The following is a 17,965-nucleotide window of genomic DNA, read 5'->3' as shown; positions in this document are numbered from 1 at the left end:
GGTGTGACAGTTCGGCCGGAAAAAGTTTTCGGAGCCGCTGCCGGGAGCGAACGGCGGGGGTGGAGCTGGTGGCGCATGCGGTTGGATCTCCCCATGAAGGGGAGCCGTGACCAGCGGATGTGACCTAACAGGGCGCCCAGATGGTGGCGGACGGCGAGGCGGTCCGCTTATCCTGGGTACAGGTGACTGCGCGGACCCATGCGTCCACGGGCATCACCCCCGGCGAGGTCACCTCACCGGACACGACTCGGATTGCTTGCAGGCTGGCGAGTCGGTAGCTAAGAAGCCGTTCTCTCCCTGCCAGGAGAGGGCGGCTTCGCTCGTTCTACGGGGATCGAGCGACGTTAGTCATGACGACATCCTGTCACTGAACGCCACCCGTTCGTGCGTGGCGAATTTGGCCGGTCGCTGAGCCACCCAGCCCGACCCACCTGCAGCCGGGTTGTTGACGGTGCGAACGTGCTTGAAGCCAAGGCCCAGGTAGTACGCCTGGAGCTGGGAGTTCGTGGTCCAAGCGTCGAGGCGCAGCCACTTTGCTCCCTGCTGAGCGGCCTGATCGCCAGCCCAGTCGAGGATGCGGGCGCCGAGACCCGAGCCTGAGTATGCCCGGTCGACAGTTAGCTTGTGGACATACAGGGCGTCAACCACCCGTTCCTCCGGGGTCCACAACAATTCGTCTGCCTCGCGGTCCAGGGTGACTGTGGCTGCCGCGTCGCTGGTTGGAGTCTCCTTGAAAAGGAAGACCTCCCCGCGGATGATGCTCGCCGTCATGTGCTCGGAAGGAAAGGGTAGCGACCACTGATCGATCCCTCGCGGCCGCAGCCAAGCTGCCGTGTCCGTCCGAAACTTGATGAGCCTCGCCAGGTCGCCCAGCTCGGCGCGTACGACGATCATGCGCTCGGCCCCCCGGACGGATCCTGGGGCATCGGCCGGGTGCGCTCGTAGACGATCACGTGCCTGTCGCTCGGGAGGATATTGATGGTGACCTGGATCGGCTGACCATCAGGGTCGTGAGCTGTTGAAATCAGCTCGGCGATCGGAAGCGGGTTCTTGGCGTCGAGCCCGAGCCGCTCAACCTCGCGCGGTCCTGGCATCCGGGTGTAGATCTCGTCGAGCGCCTCGACCAGTTCGTGCCCCAGCTCCGCGAGGACCTGGTTCGTCCCCCGTGCGACGCTGCCTTCAGTCATCCACTCGCTGCCCTTGACCAGGGACGCCCGTACGTACGAGTCGTCGGTGTAGAACGGCTCCCCATCCACGTACGAGGTACGACGGCGCAGCGCCACCAACTCGCCGTCGGCCAGCTGGAGGCGACGACGCACAGGCTCATCCGGCAACAGTGTCTGCATCTCGATCGTCTGCGACCCGTCCCTGCCTTCGGCATCAAGAAGACTCCGAAAGACGTCGACGTGCGGCAACTTCTTACGAAATTCCGCCTGCGGACGGTAGACGAGTGGCTGCCAGGCGCGAACGTAGACGCCGGATCCCTGTCGAGACCGCACGAGGCCGGTGGACTTCAGCTTGATGATCGCCTGCCGAATGGTCTCGCCAGTTACGCCGTAGCGGGCCGTGAGCTCGCGAGTAGGAGGGAGCCGGTCTCCGGGCTTGAGCTGCCCGGAGTCAATTTGTGCGCGCAGGTCGTCAGCGATCTGCTGAGCGCCTACGCGACGTCGATCTTGAGCAGTCATGCTGAGAGAGTACACGATTTCACTAGTGAAATCTCCTCCTTCTGGTCGTCCTCATCGACTTCCCCGCGTCAGCCCGGTCAGTACTGATGCGAGGCACCCGTCGTAGACCACGTGCGGCTCATCGGGCCCGGGGGCGGCGAAACGGCTCGCGTGGCGCTCCAGGTCGTCCCGACTGAAGTACATCGCGTTCGGATCGTCGAAGGTTGACTCGTTGCGCTGCTTGATCCGATCCCACAGGGCGCCGACCTCCCCAGGAAGATGTACCAGTGTCACGGCAGCCCCTGCGTCCTGGCCGATACGGGTCCACTCCTGGCGCTCGTTGCCGGTCCAGAGCCCGTGGTCCAGAACTACGTCCCGGCCGACGCCCAATGCGGCACGCAGCTCGACGGCGATCTCGGCCAGGATGGGGCGTTCCCGAACCTTGTACTGCCCACGCGGGAAGTCCCGCCCGTAATGACCGTGCTCCCGCCAGACCCTCTCATCGGGGCACAGGCGCAGGAAGCCCTGCTGCTCCAGCCCGCGGGCCAACGTTGTCTTCCCCGCGCCGGGAAGGCCAGCCATCAGTACGAGCTTGGTGGTGTCATCGAGGGGCAGCGGGATCATTCGCTGACCTCTTCCTTGGTCCACCGCCGGCCGGGGCCGCCGATGTCGACGCCGTACTCGATAGTCATGCCGCTGGTGTCGATGATCCGGACCGTCAGCACGATGACGGCGGCCTGAGTGTCCTCGGGGATCTCGAGAGGCCCAGCATCGGCGGCTGTGGTGGTCCTGGCCCACATGGAGCTGCGCCGACGGGCAACCGGGTGGCCGGTGTGGCGCGTGATCAGATCGATCGACGTGCCGCCACTCAGCCGACGCCCCATGGCAAGTTCGGGCAGTTCTTCGGCAAGGCCCGCTGGAATCCAGGACGTTGAGTAGCTAACGACGCTGCCGTCGCGCTCGTCGCGATAGGTCCGGCTACGCCGCAGCACCAGTCCGCCAGGCTCAATCTCCAGAGCCTCGGCCACATCTTCGGGCGCGGCGATCAAGCCCGCCATGTGTGAGTCGGAACGTTCCCCGGCCCTCCACGACGACCCAGTGATCTTGCTGCGCTGCTCGCGTTCGGCGGCGGACGCCAAAGTGGTGCGCTCCCGAACGACTGTGCCGTGGCCCCGGGACGCGATCACGAGGCCATCGGCCTCCAGCGCCTTATACGCGGCGTGGACTGTCGACTTCGAGCCCTTCCCTGCGCCGACCAGGTCTTCGATCTTGGGCAAACGATCCCCGGGCGCGTATGCGCCGCTAGTGATCTTCGAGGCGATCTCGTCGGCAAGAACTTTCCACTTGGGCGGCATCCGGCGACCTCCTTCTCGGTGCCCAGTGAATCACAATCCCAGGATTAGGCAGGGAGGCTCATCAATCCCAGGAATGCTGCATCGATCTGCTTGACCGGGCGTCGTAATCCTGGGAATGATGGCGACGTTGCGTGAGTGATGCTTGCGGGCTGTGATGGCGTGATCGCTCGCTGGCGATGCGACTTCGCTAGTGAAGTAGTTGACGGGGTGTAGGGATCGGCGTACGGTCTTGCTCGTCGGCAGATTTCGCTAGTGAAATCTTCTGCTGTGTCATCTGCTCACTGCACCACCGCAGGAGCCCTTGCCCCGAAGAGGGGGAGGGCCGGGGTTGATAGCTCGACCAAATCCCCCGGATCGGTCCTCTGACCGAGTGCTCCCGCACGCATCGCATCGCAGATGCGTTGTCTGCCCTCCAGGACTGCCGACTTACGCCGAGCACCTGGCGGGCCGAGAGCCCACCGCGACGCAGCCCCTCTCCCTCTGATCCGAGGAGCATCCATGACCACCACGGTCGCGAAGCCCGCACGCAAGCGCCGCCGCAAGACCCGCACGAAGAACATCAGCAGCCTGGCGCCGATCATCGCCTCCGACCTCAAGGTCAACGAGATCGACCTGACGCCGGGCAAGGAAAGCCTCGTCTGTCCCTCCTGCGAGCGGTGGACGCCGATCACAGGGATGCTCGGCACGCCGAAGCTCGTGCCGCACCCCACGAAGCGCTACCGCAGCACCGAATCGCCCCGCTGCCAGGGAACCAACCGCCGCGTCACCATCGACATCGACGTTGACGCCTGGCGCACCGACCTGGTCGAGGCAGCCCCAACTACCGTGTCCCGCCGCCCGACCAAGGTGCTCCCCAAGCCCAAGGTCACGACCTTTCCGGCGCCCGTGCACAAGCTCGCCACCACCCGCCAACAGCAGGTTGCCCCCGCCGGGGCCCGGCTGCTTCCGCTGCTGGACCGGGCCCGCCGCACGGTCCTCGCGCACCGCGCCACCTGCATGACATGCGAGGCCGGCGGCCGGTGCGCTACGGCACGCGAACTTGAACTGTGGCTCCGCGAGTACGAGGCCACCGCCGTACTCTCCCGGGAGCGGCAGGCACTCCGCGACCGCCGCGCTGCCGAGCACCAGCGCGCCACGCAGCAGGACCAGGCCCGCGCGCGACAGCGGTCGCTGCGCAAGGTCCTCCCGAAGGTGGACCAGGCCTTGCGTGACCGCCATAACCTCCCGCGCCCCGCGCCCCGGCCGAAGAAGACGCTCGTCGACGAGCAGGAGTTCATCCGCCGCGCTGCTTCCTGGCCTGCCCCGACGCACGGCGGCCCCAGCCTCCCCCTTCTGCAGATCTGACATCAGACCCACAGCGTGATGAGCCTCCAGGCGCCCTTGACCTGGGGGCTCATCACGCTGCCCGCCCACCAGTCCACAGAGGAATCGTCATGACGCTCAACAGGCTCTCCCCCACCGCCGCCCGCCGTGCCCGCCGCCCCGTACTTCAGGCCGCCGTCGACGCCGGCGCCCGATGCGGCGACCAATCGCGGTACCGCGATCTGTTTGACCGCAACCGCAGCTCGCCGCCCGCGATTTGGGCGGCGCAGCAGGCGGGCGCCCGGCAGTTTTGCGCGGGTTGTCCGGTGCGTCCGGCGTGTGAGGAGCTCGCGCTGCGGTACGGAGAGGACGACCGCAACAGTGACGACCGGGTCCGCGGCGGCCGCACCGGCCAGGAGCTGGCCGTCACCCGCGAGATCCGCCAGCCCCGCCGCCTCACCGCCGCCGCTGCGGCCGACTGGAGGCAGCAGGAGCTCGCAGCCGAGGACCGTCGCGAGCGGGTCACGCTCACCTACACCACGAACGCCGGACCCGTCACCAAGCCGGGTCTGCGGCGCACCCTCGCTGAGCAGATCGGGGTGATGGCCATGCGCGCCGCTGACCGGTGCGAGGTCTGGGACATCGCCGTCTACAACGCGGCCGGCGCCGACATCACTGACGAATTTGCTTTCGCCCGCGAGGACTTCGGCGACCTTCCGGTCGCGGCCTGACCTGTGCTGCACGTCGTCCCCAGACCGCGCATCAACGGGCTGGTGTCGGCGTGGGGCCACAGGACAACCCCACCGTGCGCCGCCCCCGGAAAAGGGCGAGCCCCCGACACGGCGTTGCACCGCCATGTGTGCCGGGGGCCAGCACGGATCCCACAAGCTCAAGGAGAGCTGATCCGCATGAGCATTATGGCAACTCCCCCGCAGGCCAGCGACATCGACGACATCCACCGCGAGGACGAGAACAGCGGGCACAACGGCAGCGGCTACGAGCGCGACGAGACCGACACCGCCCTCCACCAGCTCGTCCGCCACCTCGGCGCCGACGGTGACCGCCGCGCGGCCCGGGTCGGACGCCGCCGTGCCCGCCGCACCCTCGCCGACATGGCCCCCGGCTACGAACGGCAGCCCATCCTCCGCATGGCCCCCGGCATCGTCTTCGAGGCGAGCGAGCAGGCCAGGGGGTACGCCGCATGAGTGCCCTCGAGGACCAGCAGGCGGCTGCGGCCGCAGCCGCCGAGGCCGCGGCCAAGGCCGAGGAAACCCGCCGACAGGCCGAAGAAGCCCTGCAGCGACACGCCCAGTCGGTGCTCGGGCTCAAGGGCCAGTGAAAGGCGTCCACTGACCGTTGCGCGGGACGGACAACGAAGTCGTTGTCCGTCCCGCGCTCTTCTCGCAGCTCGGCCGCCCGCCGTACGGGAGGCCGAGCTTTCACCCGCCCCAATCGGGGCACTCACCCCATCCGATCCTGAGAGGGAGTCCACATGCACGCCCGCATTCCCGCAGTCGTCACCACCACCGACCCGGTCACGTACCGGCGCGACGACTACGTCCTCTACCGCGACCCCGAGCGCTTCTGGATGGGCAAGCCCGGTCACACGGTGGTCTGCCGGGTCGACGGGGTCATCCCCTTCAGCAGCGGCGAGATCCGCTACACCCTGGCCCGACTGGACAACACCGGCGGGCTGATCAAGCAGGCCCGCGCCCCGTACATGCGGCTGCTGCCGCCCGAGGACGCGATGCGCGACATCGACACCGCCCCGCTCGACACCACTACGGGCGCGGCCGACATGACCCCGGCTGCCGTCGCCTGGCTCACCGCGCAGACCGCCACCGTCTCCCGGCGCCCGGAGCTTCCCCGCCCCTGACGGACTGCCAGTTGCCCGATCCGTCCGATCCGGCCGTCGAACCCTGGCTGCCGGATCGGACGGTGAGGGGAGCCCGGGCAGCCCGGACGACCACCGAAGACCAGGAGGACCCGATCATGATCAGCCTTTACGACGTAACGAAGCTCGCCGAGCAGGCCGCCGCCTACCACCACCCCCACTTCCAGGGCGTGGACAAGACCGAGTACAACAGCGTCTCCTTCACCTTCGCCGCGTTCATCGGGCTGGAGAAGGAGCCCGTCCTGCCCAGCGAGGTACGGACCGACTCCCGCCTGAGCAGCGCCGCCTGCGACCTGCTGGAGGAGGAGTACCGCGAGGCCCGCAGCCTCTGGTACGACGCCAGGTACGTCCGTGCGCTCACCAACCTGCGCCCCACCGCCACCCAGGCCTGGGGCACTTTCGACCAGGCCCGCACGCAGCTGGACGAGACCTTCGCCGCCCTGGCCACCACCGACGACACCCACTGGCACGCCGCAGTGTCCAGGCTGGTCACCGCGCAGGACCAGGCGCTGAAGGCCGCACGGACCTGGGACGAGCAGGCCGCGGCCCTCGTCGAGGTCAACGAGCGGTTCCTGTACAGCGACCTCTCCCGCCGGGACGCGTACGCGCGGGCCGGTCTCGACACCACCGGCTGGGTGATCGGCGACTCCTACAACTACCGGGGCTACGGCGAAAGGCCGCTCGTGCGGCAGATGTCCGCCGTGATCACACAGCAGCGCGAGCACCTGCAGACCGTCGCCTCGCTCACCGGCGACCGCGCCCGGTCCTGACCCAGCCCGTACACCGTTCGGCAGAAGGAGATTCAGCATGGAGCACGAACAGGAGCCGGCCCTGCAGGAGCGGGCCCTGACCAGAGGCCAGGGGGTGGTGCTGGGAGCTGCGGCCCTTCCGATGCTCGTCGTCGGCGGGATCGGAGCCGCGGGCACCTACACGAACATGAGGGCGCATTTCTCCGAGTCCGCGACGGCGCTCGGGGTCGTCGCGGCCGGGGAGGGCGCCACGCTCATCCTGGCGCTCGTCCTGGTGGGCCTGACCCTGCTGGGCCAGTCCTCGCCCCTGGCGGTGCGGCTCGGCCTGTGGGCGCTGCCCGCGGTGGCCTCCGCGACCGGGGCGGTCGTCGCCGAGACGACGACGGAGTCCGTCGTCTACTCGGTCACCCCGATGGCGATGTGCGTGGCCGCGGAGGGCCTCGGCCTGCTGGCCCGCCGGGTCGTGATCTACCGCACCCGCATCGACATGGAAGCACGGCGCCGCAACGCGGAGACGATGCAGAAGCTCGCCGTGTCGCGGGCGCTGGCCGCGAACCACCCCTCGAAGAGGGCGAGGAAGCGGGCGGAGCTCAGGTCCTGGCGGCTGGCCCGCCGGGTCGGCGTCGGCGACGAAGGCCTCGGTGCCGGCCTGGTGATGGTCCAGCGCGACCGGATGACACAGGGCGCGGACACCGCGCTCGCTGACATGTTCGCACCGGCCGTCACACCGGCCCTTGCCGCGTCCGTCACACCCGCCCTCGAACCGGGGGCACCCGCCGCACCGGCCGTGACGCCGTCCGTGACGGACGGGACCAGCCGTCACACCGGCGGCACGGCCCCCGCAGGAACCGTCACGGACACAGTCACGCAGGTCAGCCCGGAAACAGGCGTCAGTCCGTCACAGGGCAACGAATCCGTCACGCCCCTGCCCCGTCACACCGACACGGCCACCGACACGGACGGTGTGACGGAAACCGTCACGGACCGCGCCGGGGAGACCGTCACGGACGAGACCGTCACGGGTGAGCAGTACACCGTGACGCTGGAGGACCTCGCGGCCGTCGCAGGTGTCCCGGTCCCCGTCCCGGGCGAGCGCCTGACCGACACGCAGCTCGCGGTCGTGCTGCGCCACCTCCGCTACCGGGAGGACCCGCCCCTGTCCTACCGCCAGGCCGTGGCCGACTTCCGCGATGCCGGATACGTCGGCAGCGAGAAGCGGGTCCGCAAGGTCTGGGGCGAGCTCATGTCGTCCGAGGAGACGGACACACCGCCCACCGAGCCGGACTCCGACCACGAGAGCACGGACGAGGACGCGGACGACGAGGAAGAGGCCGCTTCCCGGCCCTGATCTCCACCCCCCGGCACCACCAGTGATGGCCAGCCCGGCACCCTGCCGGACTGGCCGTCGCTGCGACTGCCGGAACCACGTACCACGCAGTCGACAGGCGGCAGCAGACCCGGTCGAGCAGACCCGGCGAGCGACCCCGGCGAGCGGAGCCACGCGCTTCGCAGACCCGGACGAGCAGACCCGGCGAGCACCCGGCAGAGCCCCGCCCGAAGCCGCTCCCGGCCCGCTTTCCACGGCCCGGCCAGGAGCGGCTCCATCACCCCCAACACCACGTCAGGAGTGGAATCACCATGGCCTTTTTCGGCCTGATCGGCAACGACCAGAAGCTCGCCGCCCAGGAGTACAGCGGCCGCGAGTCCGCGAGTGAGAAGGCGGCCCGCAAGCGCCGCGAGGGCCACCGCCGGAACCTCACACAGACGGCCCGGCAGGGCCAGGCGTGGGAGGACGCCGAGCGCGCCCGGCAGGACCGCGGCGGCTGGTGGCGCACCCGCTGACCAGCCCGAACCCCCACCACCCACACCCTTCCGCGGGGCCGCACCGACACCCGGTGCGGCCCCGCGCCACATCCCCATTTGGGAGTACCTGTGCTGACCTGCCTGCACATCCGCCGCCCCCGCCGTCTGCGGCACCTGCGACGTCTCGCTGAGACCCCCTACACCCTCACTCGCCTTCCCGGCCCGCCCCTTCCCGCCGCGCAGCCCGCCTCCCCGGCCGTGCTGTTGCTGCCGGACGGTTTCCGCCCCGCCACCACCGCTCCCGCTCCCATGACGGCCGACCCGGCCGCCGTCGCCGCCGCGGAGGCCCAGGCCCAGGCATGGCTCCACCACAACCAGTACGGCCGTACCGACACCGTGGCCAGCATCGACGAGGCAGGAGCCCGCGATGACTGACCCCATGTCATCGGCCTCCTCCGGTCGGACGATCGAGCCGACGACGGTCGAGCTCTCCGGCGAGCGCACCGACGGCGGCACCACCCCACCTCCGCCTCCTCCTCCGCCGACCGCACCGTCGGTTACGGATCCGTTCCTGCCGCCGCCCCGGCGCAGTACCCCGCCCCCGGCCGGGCCACCTGCCACGCCGCCTCCCCCGCCGTCCGGAGGAGCACCGGGCCTGCCCGACCCCCACGACTGGTGGCACGTCGGCGGAGGCGGTGGTGGAGTGGCGACAGCCCCGGTGTATGCGGCGGCCCCGCCGGTCACCTACGTGACGAACAACCACTTCTACCCCGCCGCCGCCCAGGAGCCCGGGGCCCGGTTCAGCCTGGCCCGGCTGCGCCCGGCGTGGAACGGCACCGCTGCCGCCGCCGGGCTGTTTCTGGTGCCGGTCACCGGCCAACTGAGCGCCGACTTGTACGGGGTCGTGTACGCCGCGGCCGCCGTCGCTGCGTTCGGCGAGCTGAGCGCCCGCATGAGGCACCGGCGCAGCAGCTGGCCGGTGCGCCTGCTGTCCTGGCACGTCGCCGAGATCAGTTTCATGACTCCGGTCGGCATTCACGCCCTCACCCACATCTTCACGGGGGTATGAGGTGACCAGCGCTCAGCTCTCCTACGGCGGCCTGGGATTGGCGGTCGCTGTCCTTGTCCTGACCACCGTGCGCTGGTGGATACACGGCCATCAGATGCCCGGCGCCGCCGCGCTGAGCGGCGGCCTGCTGATCGGCCTGCTCAGCGCCCTGTGCTCCGGCGGCCTGCTCAGCTTCGCCGCCCGCTACCTGACCACCGAGGCCACCAACCCGCTCGGCAACAAGCTGACCGGCACCGGCCCCAGCGACCTGTTCGCCCCGGCCGCCCCGGCCGGGATGACCGCGGGCGGCGGCGTGGCCACCACGCTCCTGCTGGTCGTCATCGTCCTGGCCTGGCGCTGCTGCGACACCCAGCTGCGCCGCCAGATCACGGCCGGTGCCGTCTCCGGCTCGGCTCTCGGCCTGGCCAGCGGCATTTCCGGCCTGGCCGCTGTGGTGCTCATGCCCCCGGTCAACGCCTTCGGCGACCAGATCCTCAGTCAGGTCGCGGCCGCCTACCAATGACCCCTTCAGGAGACCGCTGTGAACCTGCCCGTACCGGCCGGAGCGCTGCTCGTCGGCCTTGCCGTCCCGTATCTGACCAGCGTTGTCCGTGTGGTGACCCGCTCCGGGCTCACCGACCGGACGGGCCGCCTTCTGCGGAACGTGCCGGGGCTCGGCCTGCTCGCCCTCGCCGCCGCTGTCGGGTGGCCGCGCCTGGCCGACACCGTGTTGGTGCCGGTCGTGGTCGCCGTCTGCGCCGCCTGCTACCTGCTGGCCGTGTGCGTCAGCTGCTGGTGCCTGCCGACGGAGCCCAGCCCGGCCCGCCGTGCTGCGCACCCCGGCTCACCACTCTGTGGGCCGTAGCGGTCCTTGGCGCGGGTCTGACAGCCACCGCCGCGATCTTGTTCCCGACGGTGGCCACCGTCGCCGACCTGCTCGCACGGCTGGCCGTGGGTCAGTGAGCACCCCGCAGCCCGGCCCATCCCGCACCGAAACCAAGCCGCTTCACTCTCACATTCACATCGGAGGCCGTCCATGTTCAACTTGCCCGCTACCTCGCTGACCGCTGGCGGCCTGGCCGTCGGTCTCGCCATCCCGGTGCACTTCGCTTCGCACTGGCTCAAGGCCAACTTTCGGTCCAAGAAGAAGGACTGGAAGACCCTGATCCCCTTCGCGGGCGGAATGGCCTACGGGGGCATGGCGTCCATGTGTACCGGCGGTCTGATCGCCTTCGGCGCCGGGGCGATCACTCTGTTCGGCAACGGCGCCGGGTCGCTGGCCATGTGGGGGATCACCGGCGGGAACACCACCCGGGCCGTCCGCGCCACACCGGTCGAGCTGTCGGCCGAGGGCAACATCATCATGTTCCTCCTGACCATCGCCGTCTTCGGTCTGTGGAAGGCGATCAAGGCCGAGGAGAAGAAGCTCGCCAAGCGGGGCATCGTCTGCGGTGTCCTGCTCGGCCTGTCCGCCGTCCTCGGCGGCGCGGTGGCCGTCAGCGTGATCCCCGCCGTCAACAACTTCGGCGCGCAGCTCCTTGGCCGCGTCGGCTGACCCCCCTTTTTTTTGCTGCCGTTTTCCCGGCGCCATCGGTCGCCCGCACCCACCCGCACCGCCCCTCCGCCCCGGCGGCCAGGGGCAGCCCGTGTGTGCGGACGGCCGTAACCGCCCGGCCCCCGGCCCCCGGCCACCTGCCTGCCCATCCCGTGCCCCTGGAGGAGCACCGTGACATCCCGTCTGCCCGACCGGATCATCGTCGACGCCGAATTCGTCGACGACGAGCCCACCACCAACCCCACTGCCGACGCTGCCAATCAGCCCGACCGTCCCGGCCTGGCACCCCGCGTCATCACCTTCCTCAGCAAGGCAGCCCTCCGCGAGGCCACCGCCGTCCGTGAAGGCCTGCGCGTCCTCACGAGCGAGCGCACAGGATGGTTCAACAGCACTCTGGTCACCGACGCCCACGTCCGCGCCGACCTCCTCAACGACCGGTACGCCACCTGGCAGCAGGACCAGGCCCGCGAGGCGCAGCGCCTGACCGAGAAGGCCGAGGCGCTGGAGAAGTCGGCCGACGAGAAGGTGGCCGAGGCCAGTGCCGACGGTGCTGGTCCGGGCGACCACCAGCGTCTGGGCAAGAACGCCGAGAAACTGCGCTCCGAGGCAGCCGCGTGGCGCGAGCGTGTCCGGCAGGTCGAGCTCCAGTACTACAACGGACACCGCGAGCCCACCGCCGCCGAGCTCGCCGGCCACCGCAAGCGGATGGGAAACCGCCGCCGCTGGAAGGCCATCGCGGCCGCTGTGGCCGCCGGATGGGGCATGCTCCAGTTCGGCGGCCCCACGCTCCTGGGCGGCATCCTGAGCGGGCTGGTGGCCGTCGGCTGGGCGAAGGGACGGTTCACCGCCTGGCGTGCGGCCCCGCCCGAGGTCCCCCAGCTCGACTACGCCGCCCCCGCCGCCCCGGTCACCGCGTCCGCGTCTGCCACCGTGAGCCCTCCCGGCGGGGCCTTCATCCCCAATCAGGCCGCCCCGGCCGGTCCGGGGTTCACCAAACCGGCCGGGGCAGCCCCGGGCTTCACCGCCTCCTGGACACCGGCCGACACCCCCGCTCCGGCCGCGCCGTCCGGCCCGGCGGAGGGGGAGCTGGACTGCGAGGAGACCGACCAGCTCACCGAGGCGATGCTCGCCGCCGGAGCGATCACCGACGGCACCGTCCGTCTCGCCCGGCCCGACTCGATCACCCGCGTGCCCGGCGGGTGGCTCGCGCACGTCGTCCTGCCCAAGGGCGACGGGGTGACCGTGGAGACCGTCCTGCCCAAACTCGGGCAGGTCGCCGGGGAGATGGGCCTGGACCGGGCCCGGTTCTTCATGGATCCGGTCCACGCCTCGGCCGGCGGCACCGCCAAGACCATCGCCGTCGCCGCCTTCCAGGAGGACCCGTTCACCGAGCCGCGGACCTCCCCGCTGGTCGGCATGGACTCGGTCGATGTCTGGACCGACGGCATCCCCGTCGCCTTCGACGCCTTCGGTGTCCTGGTCAACCTGGTCCTGAAGGACACCAGCCTGGCGCTCGGCGGGGCCTCCCGCTCCGGCAAGGGCGCGGCCCTGCGCGGCATCATCGCCGGCGCCCTGCTGGACCTGCGGGTGAACCTCCGCTTGATCGACGGCAAAGCCCCGGGTCAGGACCGCTGGCGCCACCTGGCCGCCACCTTCATCGACGAGCCCGGCACCAAGGGCGCCAAACGCACCAAGGCTCTGCTTGAGGCCCTGGTCGCCGACCTGGAGCGTCGTGCCGCGATCCTCAAGCGGTACGGGATGGAGCAGATCGACGACCCCACCCTGATCGCCGAGCTCGGCGGCCTCGAGCTGGTGGTCATCGACGAGGCCGCGGCCATCACCGGCGACCGCAAGCACGGCGCGGCGATCAAGGAAGCGCTCTCCTCGCTGGCGGCCCGCGGTCTCGCGTTCGGCATCATCCTCGTCGTCGCCACCCAGGTCGTCACCAAGGGCGCCGACGGTGTGCTGCCCCGCCTGGTCACCGGCAATGTGACCTGGAAGTGGGCGATGCGGGTCACCGAGACCACCGAGTCCAACATGGCGCTGAGCCAGGGCGCGGCGAAGGCCGGCTGGGACGCCTCCAAGCTCGATCCGGCGATCCGCGGCATGGGCATCCTGCTCGCCGACCGCTACCGCCGCATCCGCTCCCTCTGGCTCGATGGCCCCGATCTGCTCAGCCTGATCGACACCATCACCCGCATCCGCACCACCGCCAGCCGCCTCCGCGGGCAGTGGAACGACCCGATCGAAGCAGCGATGCGCAACCTGAGCACCCCGCCTCCCGGACACGCTGCGTCACCGCGACCAGCTGCTCCGGCCGACGTGGACGAAGACCTCGACGAGGGCCTGGACGACGAGTTCGGCCCCGAGGACGAGGACGGGGAGGGGGAATACGACGGCCTCGATGACACCGAGAACGACGGGTTCACCGGCGCCGACGGCGTGCCCATCCTCCTGCTGCGCGCACACGAGGCGGTGCTCGCCGCGGGCGGCCGGATGCACACCGGACCGCTCGCCCAGGCCCTCGGATACGAGGACTCGCGGAAGCTCGGGATCGCCCTCAACGGACTCCTGCGGGAGGTCGATGTCGAGCGCCCGGCAGGCGGCCAGCTCCGCGTCCCCGGCACCGACAAACCCGGCCTCGGCTACTACGCCGACACCCTCGCCACCGCCATCGAAAGATACCGAGGGTGACCGCCACACCCCGTACAACCCCTACAGCGGCATCCCAGACACCCTGTCTGGGATGCCGCTCCCGTATGGGTTCCTGACCTGCATGTATGGGTTGTCTGGGATCAAGGAGGCCCCCTGGAATCCCGCCCGGCAGACCCCATACAGCCGCCCACCAGGGCCCACCCCCAACAACCCCGACACCCCATACAACCTCACGCACCGTCACCCGCGAGCAGAGGGCGACCACCCCGGCCCCCGCCACCGAACCCACGCCCACCACAGCTCTGCGCCCGCCGGCACCAGCACGACGCCGACGGGCGTGGAGCACTGCCCACCAACGACTGGAGGAACCGCTCGTGCCCGTCCCCCGCCCGCTCCGCCGGACCGGCCGGCCCCGTCCCCGGCGCCCCGGACCCCGCTACCCGAACCGGCCCGCCCGGATCCCCGGCGCCCGGAGCAAGTGATGCCCCGAACCCGCACGACGCGGCGCCGCACAGCTGCCCGGGTACCGCGCAGCACCGCGGCACTGCCCGAGTACGACCGCGGCGCCGTGCCCGCCGGACTGGTCACGCGGCGTGACCTGAGGGCAAGGAACCTCAGCCCCGGGCGCAACCGGGGCCCGGTCGCGATCCTGCGCTGCAAGCTGTGCGCCACCCGCCCGGACTGGTCCTGCCGCCACCCCACCCGCGGCTTCCTGCTCCGCATCGACCTCGCGGTGCCCAAGAGAGTGCCGACGCTCGCTCAGGAATGGGCACTGGACCGGGCGATGGCCGCGAGAACCACCTGCCCGCAGTGCAGGCGCCGCTACGAATTCTGCCTCCCGCTGCGCACCCAGGGCGTCTGCGATCCCTGCGACAAGGGCTGCGAGCCCACTCCCGGCACCTACACCACTCCCCCGGCCAAGCACCCGCTCGCCGCCTGAACCGAGAGGCCCACCACCCATGAACACCACCGCCAGCACCGAGTCCGCCACGATGAACAAGAACCTGGACATGACCCGTCCCTTCTCAGGCACGATGCAGCCCCTCGACACGACCATCCCCGACCCGGCGCTCATCGTCCTCATCGGCCCGGCGGGCGCGGGCAAATCCACCCTCGCCTCCACCTGGCACCCGACCCAGGTCCTGGAGCTCGATGCCTTCAGGGCGATGGTCTCGGGCTGCGAAGGCGACCAGTCGGCCACCCCGGACGCGGCTGCCCTCCTGCACACCGCGCTCGAAGCCCGCCTCGCCCGGAAACTCACCACCGTCATCAGCGCGACGAACACCGAGGCCCACATCCGTAAGGGCCTGCTCGACGCCGCCCGTACCCACGGCGTGCCCACCGTCGCACTGCTCGTCCCCACCTCGGCCGACGCGTGCGTGCAGCGCCAAGCCGACCGCGACCCGGCCCGCGCAGTGCCCGAGGACATCGTCCGCCGCCAGCACGCCGACATGGTCACCGCCTTCCCCGGCCTGCGCGACGAGGGCTTCGACCACGTCGTCTTCGCCGACACCATCCACCGCCTGGAGCCGCTCCTGCAACGCGCCAGCGACACCCGCCGCCGCGACATGGGCTGGGACGGCAGCGGCGGCCTCGGCTCCCTGCTCCTGGTCCGCCGCGTCTTCGGCGACGACGTGCTGCCGCTGTGGACCTGGCGAGACAGCAGCGGCCTGGCGGGCGGCGACCGGGTCGGTGAGATCCGCCTCGGCAGGGACCGGCTCGTGCTCGCCCTGCGCACGAACGTCGACGGCGAGGGCGACTTCGGCTTCGACCTGCTCACGTGCTGCCCGTACGACGACGAGTGTGACGCGCGCGCCTGGCAGCCCGTGCACTCGGTGACCGACCTGCTGGTCGCGCACACCAGCGGCCGGCCGCACCCGGACGCCGTGTGCACCGTCCACGGCGGCCCCGATGACGTCGACCAGGAGGCCGACGACCACGCGGTCGGCATGGACGACGACCCCGACGGGCGCGCCGACCTCGAAGAGCAGGCCCTCGAAGCGATCCGAGGCTGATGGACCCTCCGTGCTGCCCCGGCCCCGGCTCACCGCCGGGGCCGGGGCGGTCGCGGTGGTCCCTCAACCACCGCGATCACGAGAGGAGATGGACGTCATGCCCCTGCCCTACTTCAAGGTCGACGTCCCCATACGGAGCACCGAGACCGGCCTGAAAGGCGTGCACGTCTTCACCGGCCAGGCCGACAGCCGCAGCGCCGCTGTGAAGGCCGCGCACGAGGTCTACGACGCAGCGCGCGCCGCGGCGGAGGCCGGACTTGAGATCCCCCACGGGCGCCCGGACGGCTGGGGCGCCTGCGGATACGGGCCCGGCTGGGAGCTCGACTGGCCCGCCGCGACGGCCGACCCCTGGAGGAGCTCGTACAGCTGGCTCAACTCCAGCCCTTTCGAGCTGTAGCTCTGCCCCGGGACAGCCGCTGTGCTTGGCGGCTTGACGGCTGTCCCGGGCCCATCCATCCCGTACGAGACGAGACGGAGAACCCAAGTATGTCGTCCCTCCTGCGCTTTCAGGGCCGGATCGGCCAGCGCACCCTCCTCCTGACGACCGCCGCCCTGCCGTTGACCGGCTGGGCGGTCCACGCGGTCGCGCTGCACAAGCAGCTCGCCGCGACGCGAAAGGACCCGTTGACCGGGTCGCTGCGCCGCGACTCCTACACCGCGCGCGCCCGCCGGCTCCTGGCCCGCCACGGCGACGACGTGGCCGTGGTCATGGTCGACGCCGATCACTTCAAGCAGATCAATGACACGGCCGGCCACCCGGCCGGGGACGCGGTGCTTGCTGCGTTCGGCGCCCGGCTCACCGCGTGGGCGGGCCCGCGCGCGTCCGTCGGCCGTCTCGGTGGTGACGAGTTCGCCGTCGTCCTGGAGCTGCCCGCAGGCCTCCTGGAGCAGCGCCTCGCGCAGCTGGTCCGCATGCTGCACACCCCCGTCGTCCTAGAGGACGGCCGCACCGTCGACGTCGCCGCCTCGGTCGGCGCCGCGACCCCGGCCGTCGTCGGCTCCCGCGACCTGAGCCTGTTGCAGCGGGCCGCCGACGCCGCCCTGTACGACGGCAAGCACACCGGCAGCGCGGTCGTCGCCTCGCCCGTGCACGCCGCGGTGCCGTCTCTCAACGGCCGCCGCGCCGGGCGCCCGGGGACAGCCGTCTGGGGGCGGGCAGCATGAGCACCGCGACCCTGCCCGAGGGCGACTGGATCCGCGGCATCAGCGTCCAGCAGCCGCATGCCGCCTGCATCCTGTCCGGCGCCAAAGGCATCGAGAACCGCCCCCGTCCCCTGGAGCTGGCGAGGCTGGGTGCTCCTGCACGCGGGCCAGCGGATCGACCGGCCCGCCCTGCGCGTCCCGCTGATCGCCCGCACGATCCGCGGCCGCGAGCTGACTACCGGAGCCGTGCTCGGCATCGCGCGCCTGGTCGACTGCCACCAGGACCCCGAGGGGTCCGAGCCCTGCACGCCGTGGGCGCAGGCCGGCACCTGGCACCTGGTCCTCCAGGACGTCCAGGAGCTGCCGCTGCCCGTCCCCGCCGCCGGGCAGCTCGGGCCCTGGAAGCCGACGCCGGACCTGCTGAACAGCGTGTTCCAGCAGCTGCCCGCCTTTCGGCCGTGACCCGCAAGGGACGTACGAAGGAGAAGCCGCCGTTCGAGCCGGGCCTGATCCCGGCTCCCGGCGAGCTGCTCGTCTGGCGCGACGGCCAGCACTTCGACCGCTGGCAGGACCTCGCCTGCACGCTGTGCGGCCAGACCACGCCCATGCGCTCCCACTCCGGCGAGCCCGTGCACAAGGCATGCGCGGAGGACTGGATCACCGCCAACCCCGTTGAGGCCCGCCTCGGGCGGTTCGCCTCCGACCTCGCGCCGAAGCCCAAGTCCAAGAAGGGCCAAGGCGACCACGCCTGACCTCCACCTGGAGGACCCATGAGCAGCACC

At 70.8% G+C, this 17,965-nt stretch carries 23 protein-coding genes and 1 pseudogene; 20 read left to right on the top strand and 4 right to left on the bottom strand.

The genetic code is table 11. The features are described from left to right. Positions 1-348: 348 nt before the first annotated feature. From ACFC79_RS30175 to ACFC79_RS30160, 4 genes are read right to left on the bottom strand one after another with little or no spacing between them, the layout of a single operon-like run. Entirely contained in the window at positions 349-894 is a 546-nt protein-coding gene (locus ACFC79_RS30175; protein ID WP_376246551.1) for a GNAT family N-acetyltransferase, read from the bottom strand. Continuing rightward, positions 891-1,685, bottom strand: a complete 795-nt coding sequence (locus ACFC79_RS30170; protein WP_376246548.1) for a GntR family transcriptional regulator — start codon at positions 1,683-1,685, stop codon at positions 891-893. The genes ACFC79_RS30175 and ACFC79_RS30170 overlap by 4 nt, the downstream gene beginning before the upstream one ends. Positions 1,686-1,736: 51 nt before the next feature. Then, positions 1,737-2,288, bottom strand: coding sequence for an AAA family ATPase (locus ACFC79_RS30165; protein WP_376246545.1), 552 nt, complete (start codon positions 2,286-2,288; stop codon positions 1,737-1,739). After that, positions 2,285-3,019, bottom strand: a complete 735-nt coding sequence (locus tag ACFC79_RS30160; RefSeq protein ID WP_376246543.1) for a GntR family transcriptional regulator — start codon at positions 3,017-3,019, stop codon at positions 2,285-2,287. Before ACFC79_RS30160 ends, ACFC79_RS30165 begins: the two co-directional genes overlap by 4 nt. A 498-nt stretch (positions 3,020-3,517) precedes the next feature. Between ACFC79_RS30160 and ACFC79_RS30155 the strand changes: the two genes are divergently transcribed. The 20 genes and pseudogenes from ACFC79_RS30155 (at position 3,518) to ACFC79_RS30060 (ending at position 17,935) form a co-directional block, all read left to right on the top strand. Then, positions 3,518-4,363 carry a hypothetical protein gene (locus ACFC79_RS30155; protein ID WP_376246541.1) on the top strand — a complete coding sequence of 282 codons (846 nt, stop codon included), beginning with the start codon at positions 3,518-3,520 and terminating at the stop codon, positions 4,361-4,363. Positions 4,364-4,452: 89 nt separating this feature from the next. Next, entirely contained in the window at positions 4,453-5,052 is a 600-nt protein-coding gene (locus tag ACFC79_RS30150; RefSeq protein ID WP_376246539.1) for a WhiB family transcriptional regulator, read from the top strand. Positions 5,053-5,229: 177 nt separating this feature from the next. Continuing rightward, positions 5,230-5,526 carry a hypothetical protein gene (locus tag ACFC79_RS30145; RefSeq protein WP_376246536.1) on the top strand — a complete coding sequence of 99 codons (297 nt, stop codon included), beginning with the start codon at positions 5,230-5,232 and terminating at the stop codon, positions 5,524-5,526. Beyond that, entirely contained in the window at positions 5,523-5,660 is a 138-nt protein-coding gene (locus ACFC79_RS30140; protein ID WP_376246534.1) for a hypothetical protein, read from the top strand. Before ACFC79_RS30145 ends, ACFC79_RS30140 begins: the two co-directional genes overlap by 4 nt. A gap of 153 nt (positions 5,661-5,813) precedes the next feature. Further along, positions 5,814-6,197, top strand: a complete 384-nt coding sequence (locus ACFC79_RS30135; RefSeq protein ID WP_376246531.1) for a hypothetical protein — start codon at positions 5,814-5,816, stop codon at positions 6,195-6,197. Positions 6,198-6,313: 116 nt separating this feature from the next. After that, a complete protein-coding gene (locus ACFC79_RS30130) occupies positions 6,314-6,985 on the top strand; it encodes a hypothetical protein (RefSeq protein WP_376246529.1) in 672 nt (223 codons plus the stop codon). A gap of 37 nt (positions 6,986-7,022) precedes the next feature. Next, complete coding sequence (locus ACFC79_RS30125; RefSeq protein ID WP_376246526.1) at positions 7,023-8,312, top strand: DUF2637 domain-containing protein; 1,290 nt, start codon at positions 7,023-7,025, stop codon at positions 8,310-8,312. Positions 8,313-8,602: 290 nt separating this feature from the next. Then, the gene (locus ACFC79_RS30120; RefSeq protein ID WP_376246525.1) at positions 8,603-8,806 is read left to right on the top strand and encodes a hypothetical protein; all 204 of its coding nucleotides are present in this window, start codon (positions 8,603-8,605) and stop codon (positions 8,804-8,806) included. A gap of 90 nt (positions 8,807-8,896) precedes the next feature. Beyond that, positions 8,897-9,202, top strand: a complete 306-nt coding sequence (locus ACFC79_RS30115) for a hypothetical protein (protein ID WP_376246522.1) — start codon at positions 8,897-8,899, stop codon at positions 9,200-9,202. Positions 9,203-9,470: 268 nt separating this feature from the next. Continuing rightward, on the top strand, positions 9,471-9,836 hold the full coding sequence (locus tag ACFC79_RS30110) for a hypothetical protein (protein WP_376246520.1): 366 nt from the start codon (positions 9,471-9,473) through the stop codon (positions 9,834-9,836). Position 9,837: 1 nt separating this feature from the next. Further along, positions 9,838-10,338: a hypothetical protein gene (locus ACFC79_RS30105; protein ID WP_376246517.1), complete on the top strand. Its 501-nt coding sequence runs from the start codon at positions 9,838-9,840 to the stop codon at positions 10,336-10,338. An 18-nt stretch (positions 10,339-10,356) separates the two neighbouring features. After that, positions 10,357-10,680: a hypothetical protein gene (locus ACFC79_RS30100; protein ID WP_376246515.1), complete on the top strand. Its 324-nt coding sequence runs from the start codon at positions 10,357-10,359 to the stop codon at positions 10,678-10,680. A gap of 171 nt (positions 10,681-10,851) precedes the next feature. Then, the gene (locus ACFC79_RS30095) at positions 10,852-11,370 is read left to right on the top strand and encodes a hypothetical protein (RefSeq protein WP_376246512.1); all 519 of its coding nucleotides are present in this window, start codon (positions 10,852-10,854) and stop codon (positions 11,368-11,370) included. A 171-nt stretch (positions 11,371-11,541) separates the two neighbouring features. Continuing rightward, on the top strand, positions 11,542-14,064 hold the full coding sequence (locus tag ACFC79_RS30090) for an FtsK/SpoIIIE domain-containing protein (protein ID WP_376246510.1): 2,523 nt from the start codon (positions 11,542-11,544) through the stop codon (positions 14,062-14,064). Between the two features lie 442 nt (positions 14,065-14,506). Next, positions 14,507-14,965: an RRQRL motif-containing zinc-binding protein gene (locus tag ACFC79_RS30085; protein WP_376246507.1), complete on the top strand. Its 459-nt coding sequence runs from the start codon at positions 14,507-14,509 to the stop codon at positions 14,963-14,965. Positions 14,966-15,035: 70 nt separating this feature from the next. Next, a complete protein-coding gene (locus ACFC79_RS30080; RefSeq protein ID WP_376246622.1) occupies positions 15,036-16,040 on the top strand; it encodes an AAA family ATPase in 1,005 nt (334 codons plus the stop codon). Between the two features lie 97 nt (positions 16,041-16,137). Then, a complete protein-coding gene (locus ACFC79_RS30075) occupies positions 16,138-16,437 on the top strand; it encodes a hypothetical protein (protein ID WP_376246505.1) in 300 nt (99 codons plus the stop codon). 89 nt (positions 16,438-16,526) lie between these two features. After that, positions 16,527-17,204: a GGDEF domain-containing protein gene (locus tag ACFC79_RS30070; RefSeq protein WP_376246502.1), complete on the top strand. Its 678-nt coding sequence runs from the start codon at positions 16,527-16,529 to the stop codon at positions 17,202-17,204. Beyond that, positions 17,201-17,645: pseudogene (locus tag ACFC79_RS30065) on the top strand (hypothetical protein). The gene ACFC79_RS30070 and the pseudogene ACFC79_RS30065 overlap by 4 nt, the downstream one beginning before the upstream one ends. Beyond that, positions 17,642-17,935, top strand: a complete 294-nt coding sequence (locus tag ACFC79_RS30060; protein WP_376246500.1) for a hypothetical protein — start codon at positions 17,642-17,644, stop codon at positions 17,933-17,935. The pseudogene ACFC79_RS30065 and the gene ACFC79_RS30060 overlap by 4 nt, the downstream one beginning before the upstream one ends. Positions 17,936-17,965 lie beyond the last annotated feature (30 nt).

It is taken from the genome of Streptomyces sp. NPDC056061 (genome assembly GCF_042266885.1).
Taxonomy (GTDB): domain Bacteria; phylum Actinomycetota; class Actinomycetes; order Streptomycetales; family Streptomycetaceae; genus Streptomyces.
The sequence above is the reverse complement of the archived record's forward strand: the minus strand, read 5'-3'. Positions and strand labels throughout refer to the sequence as shown.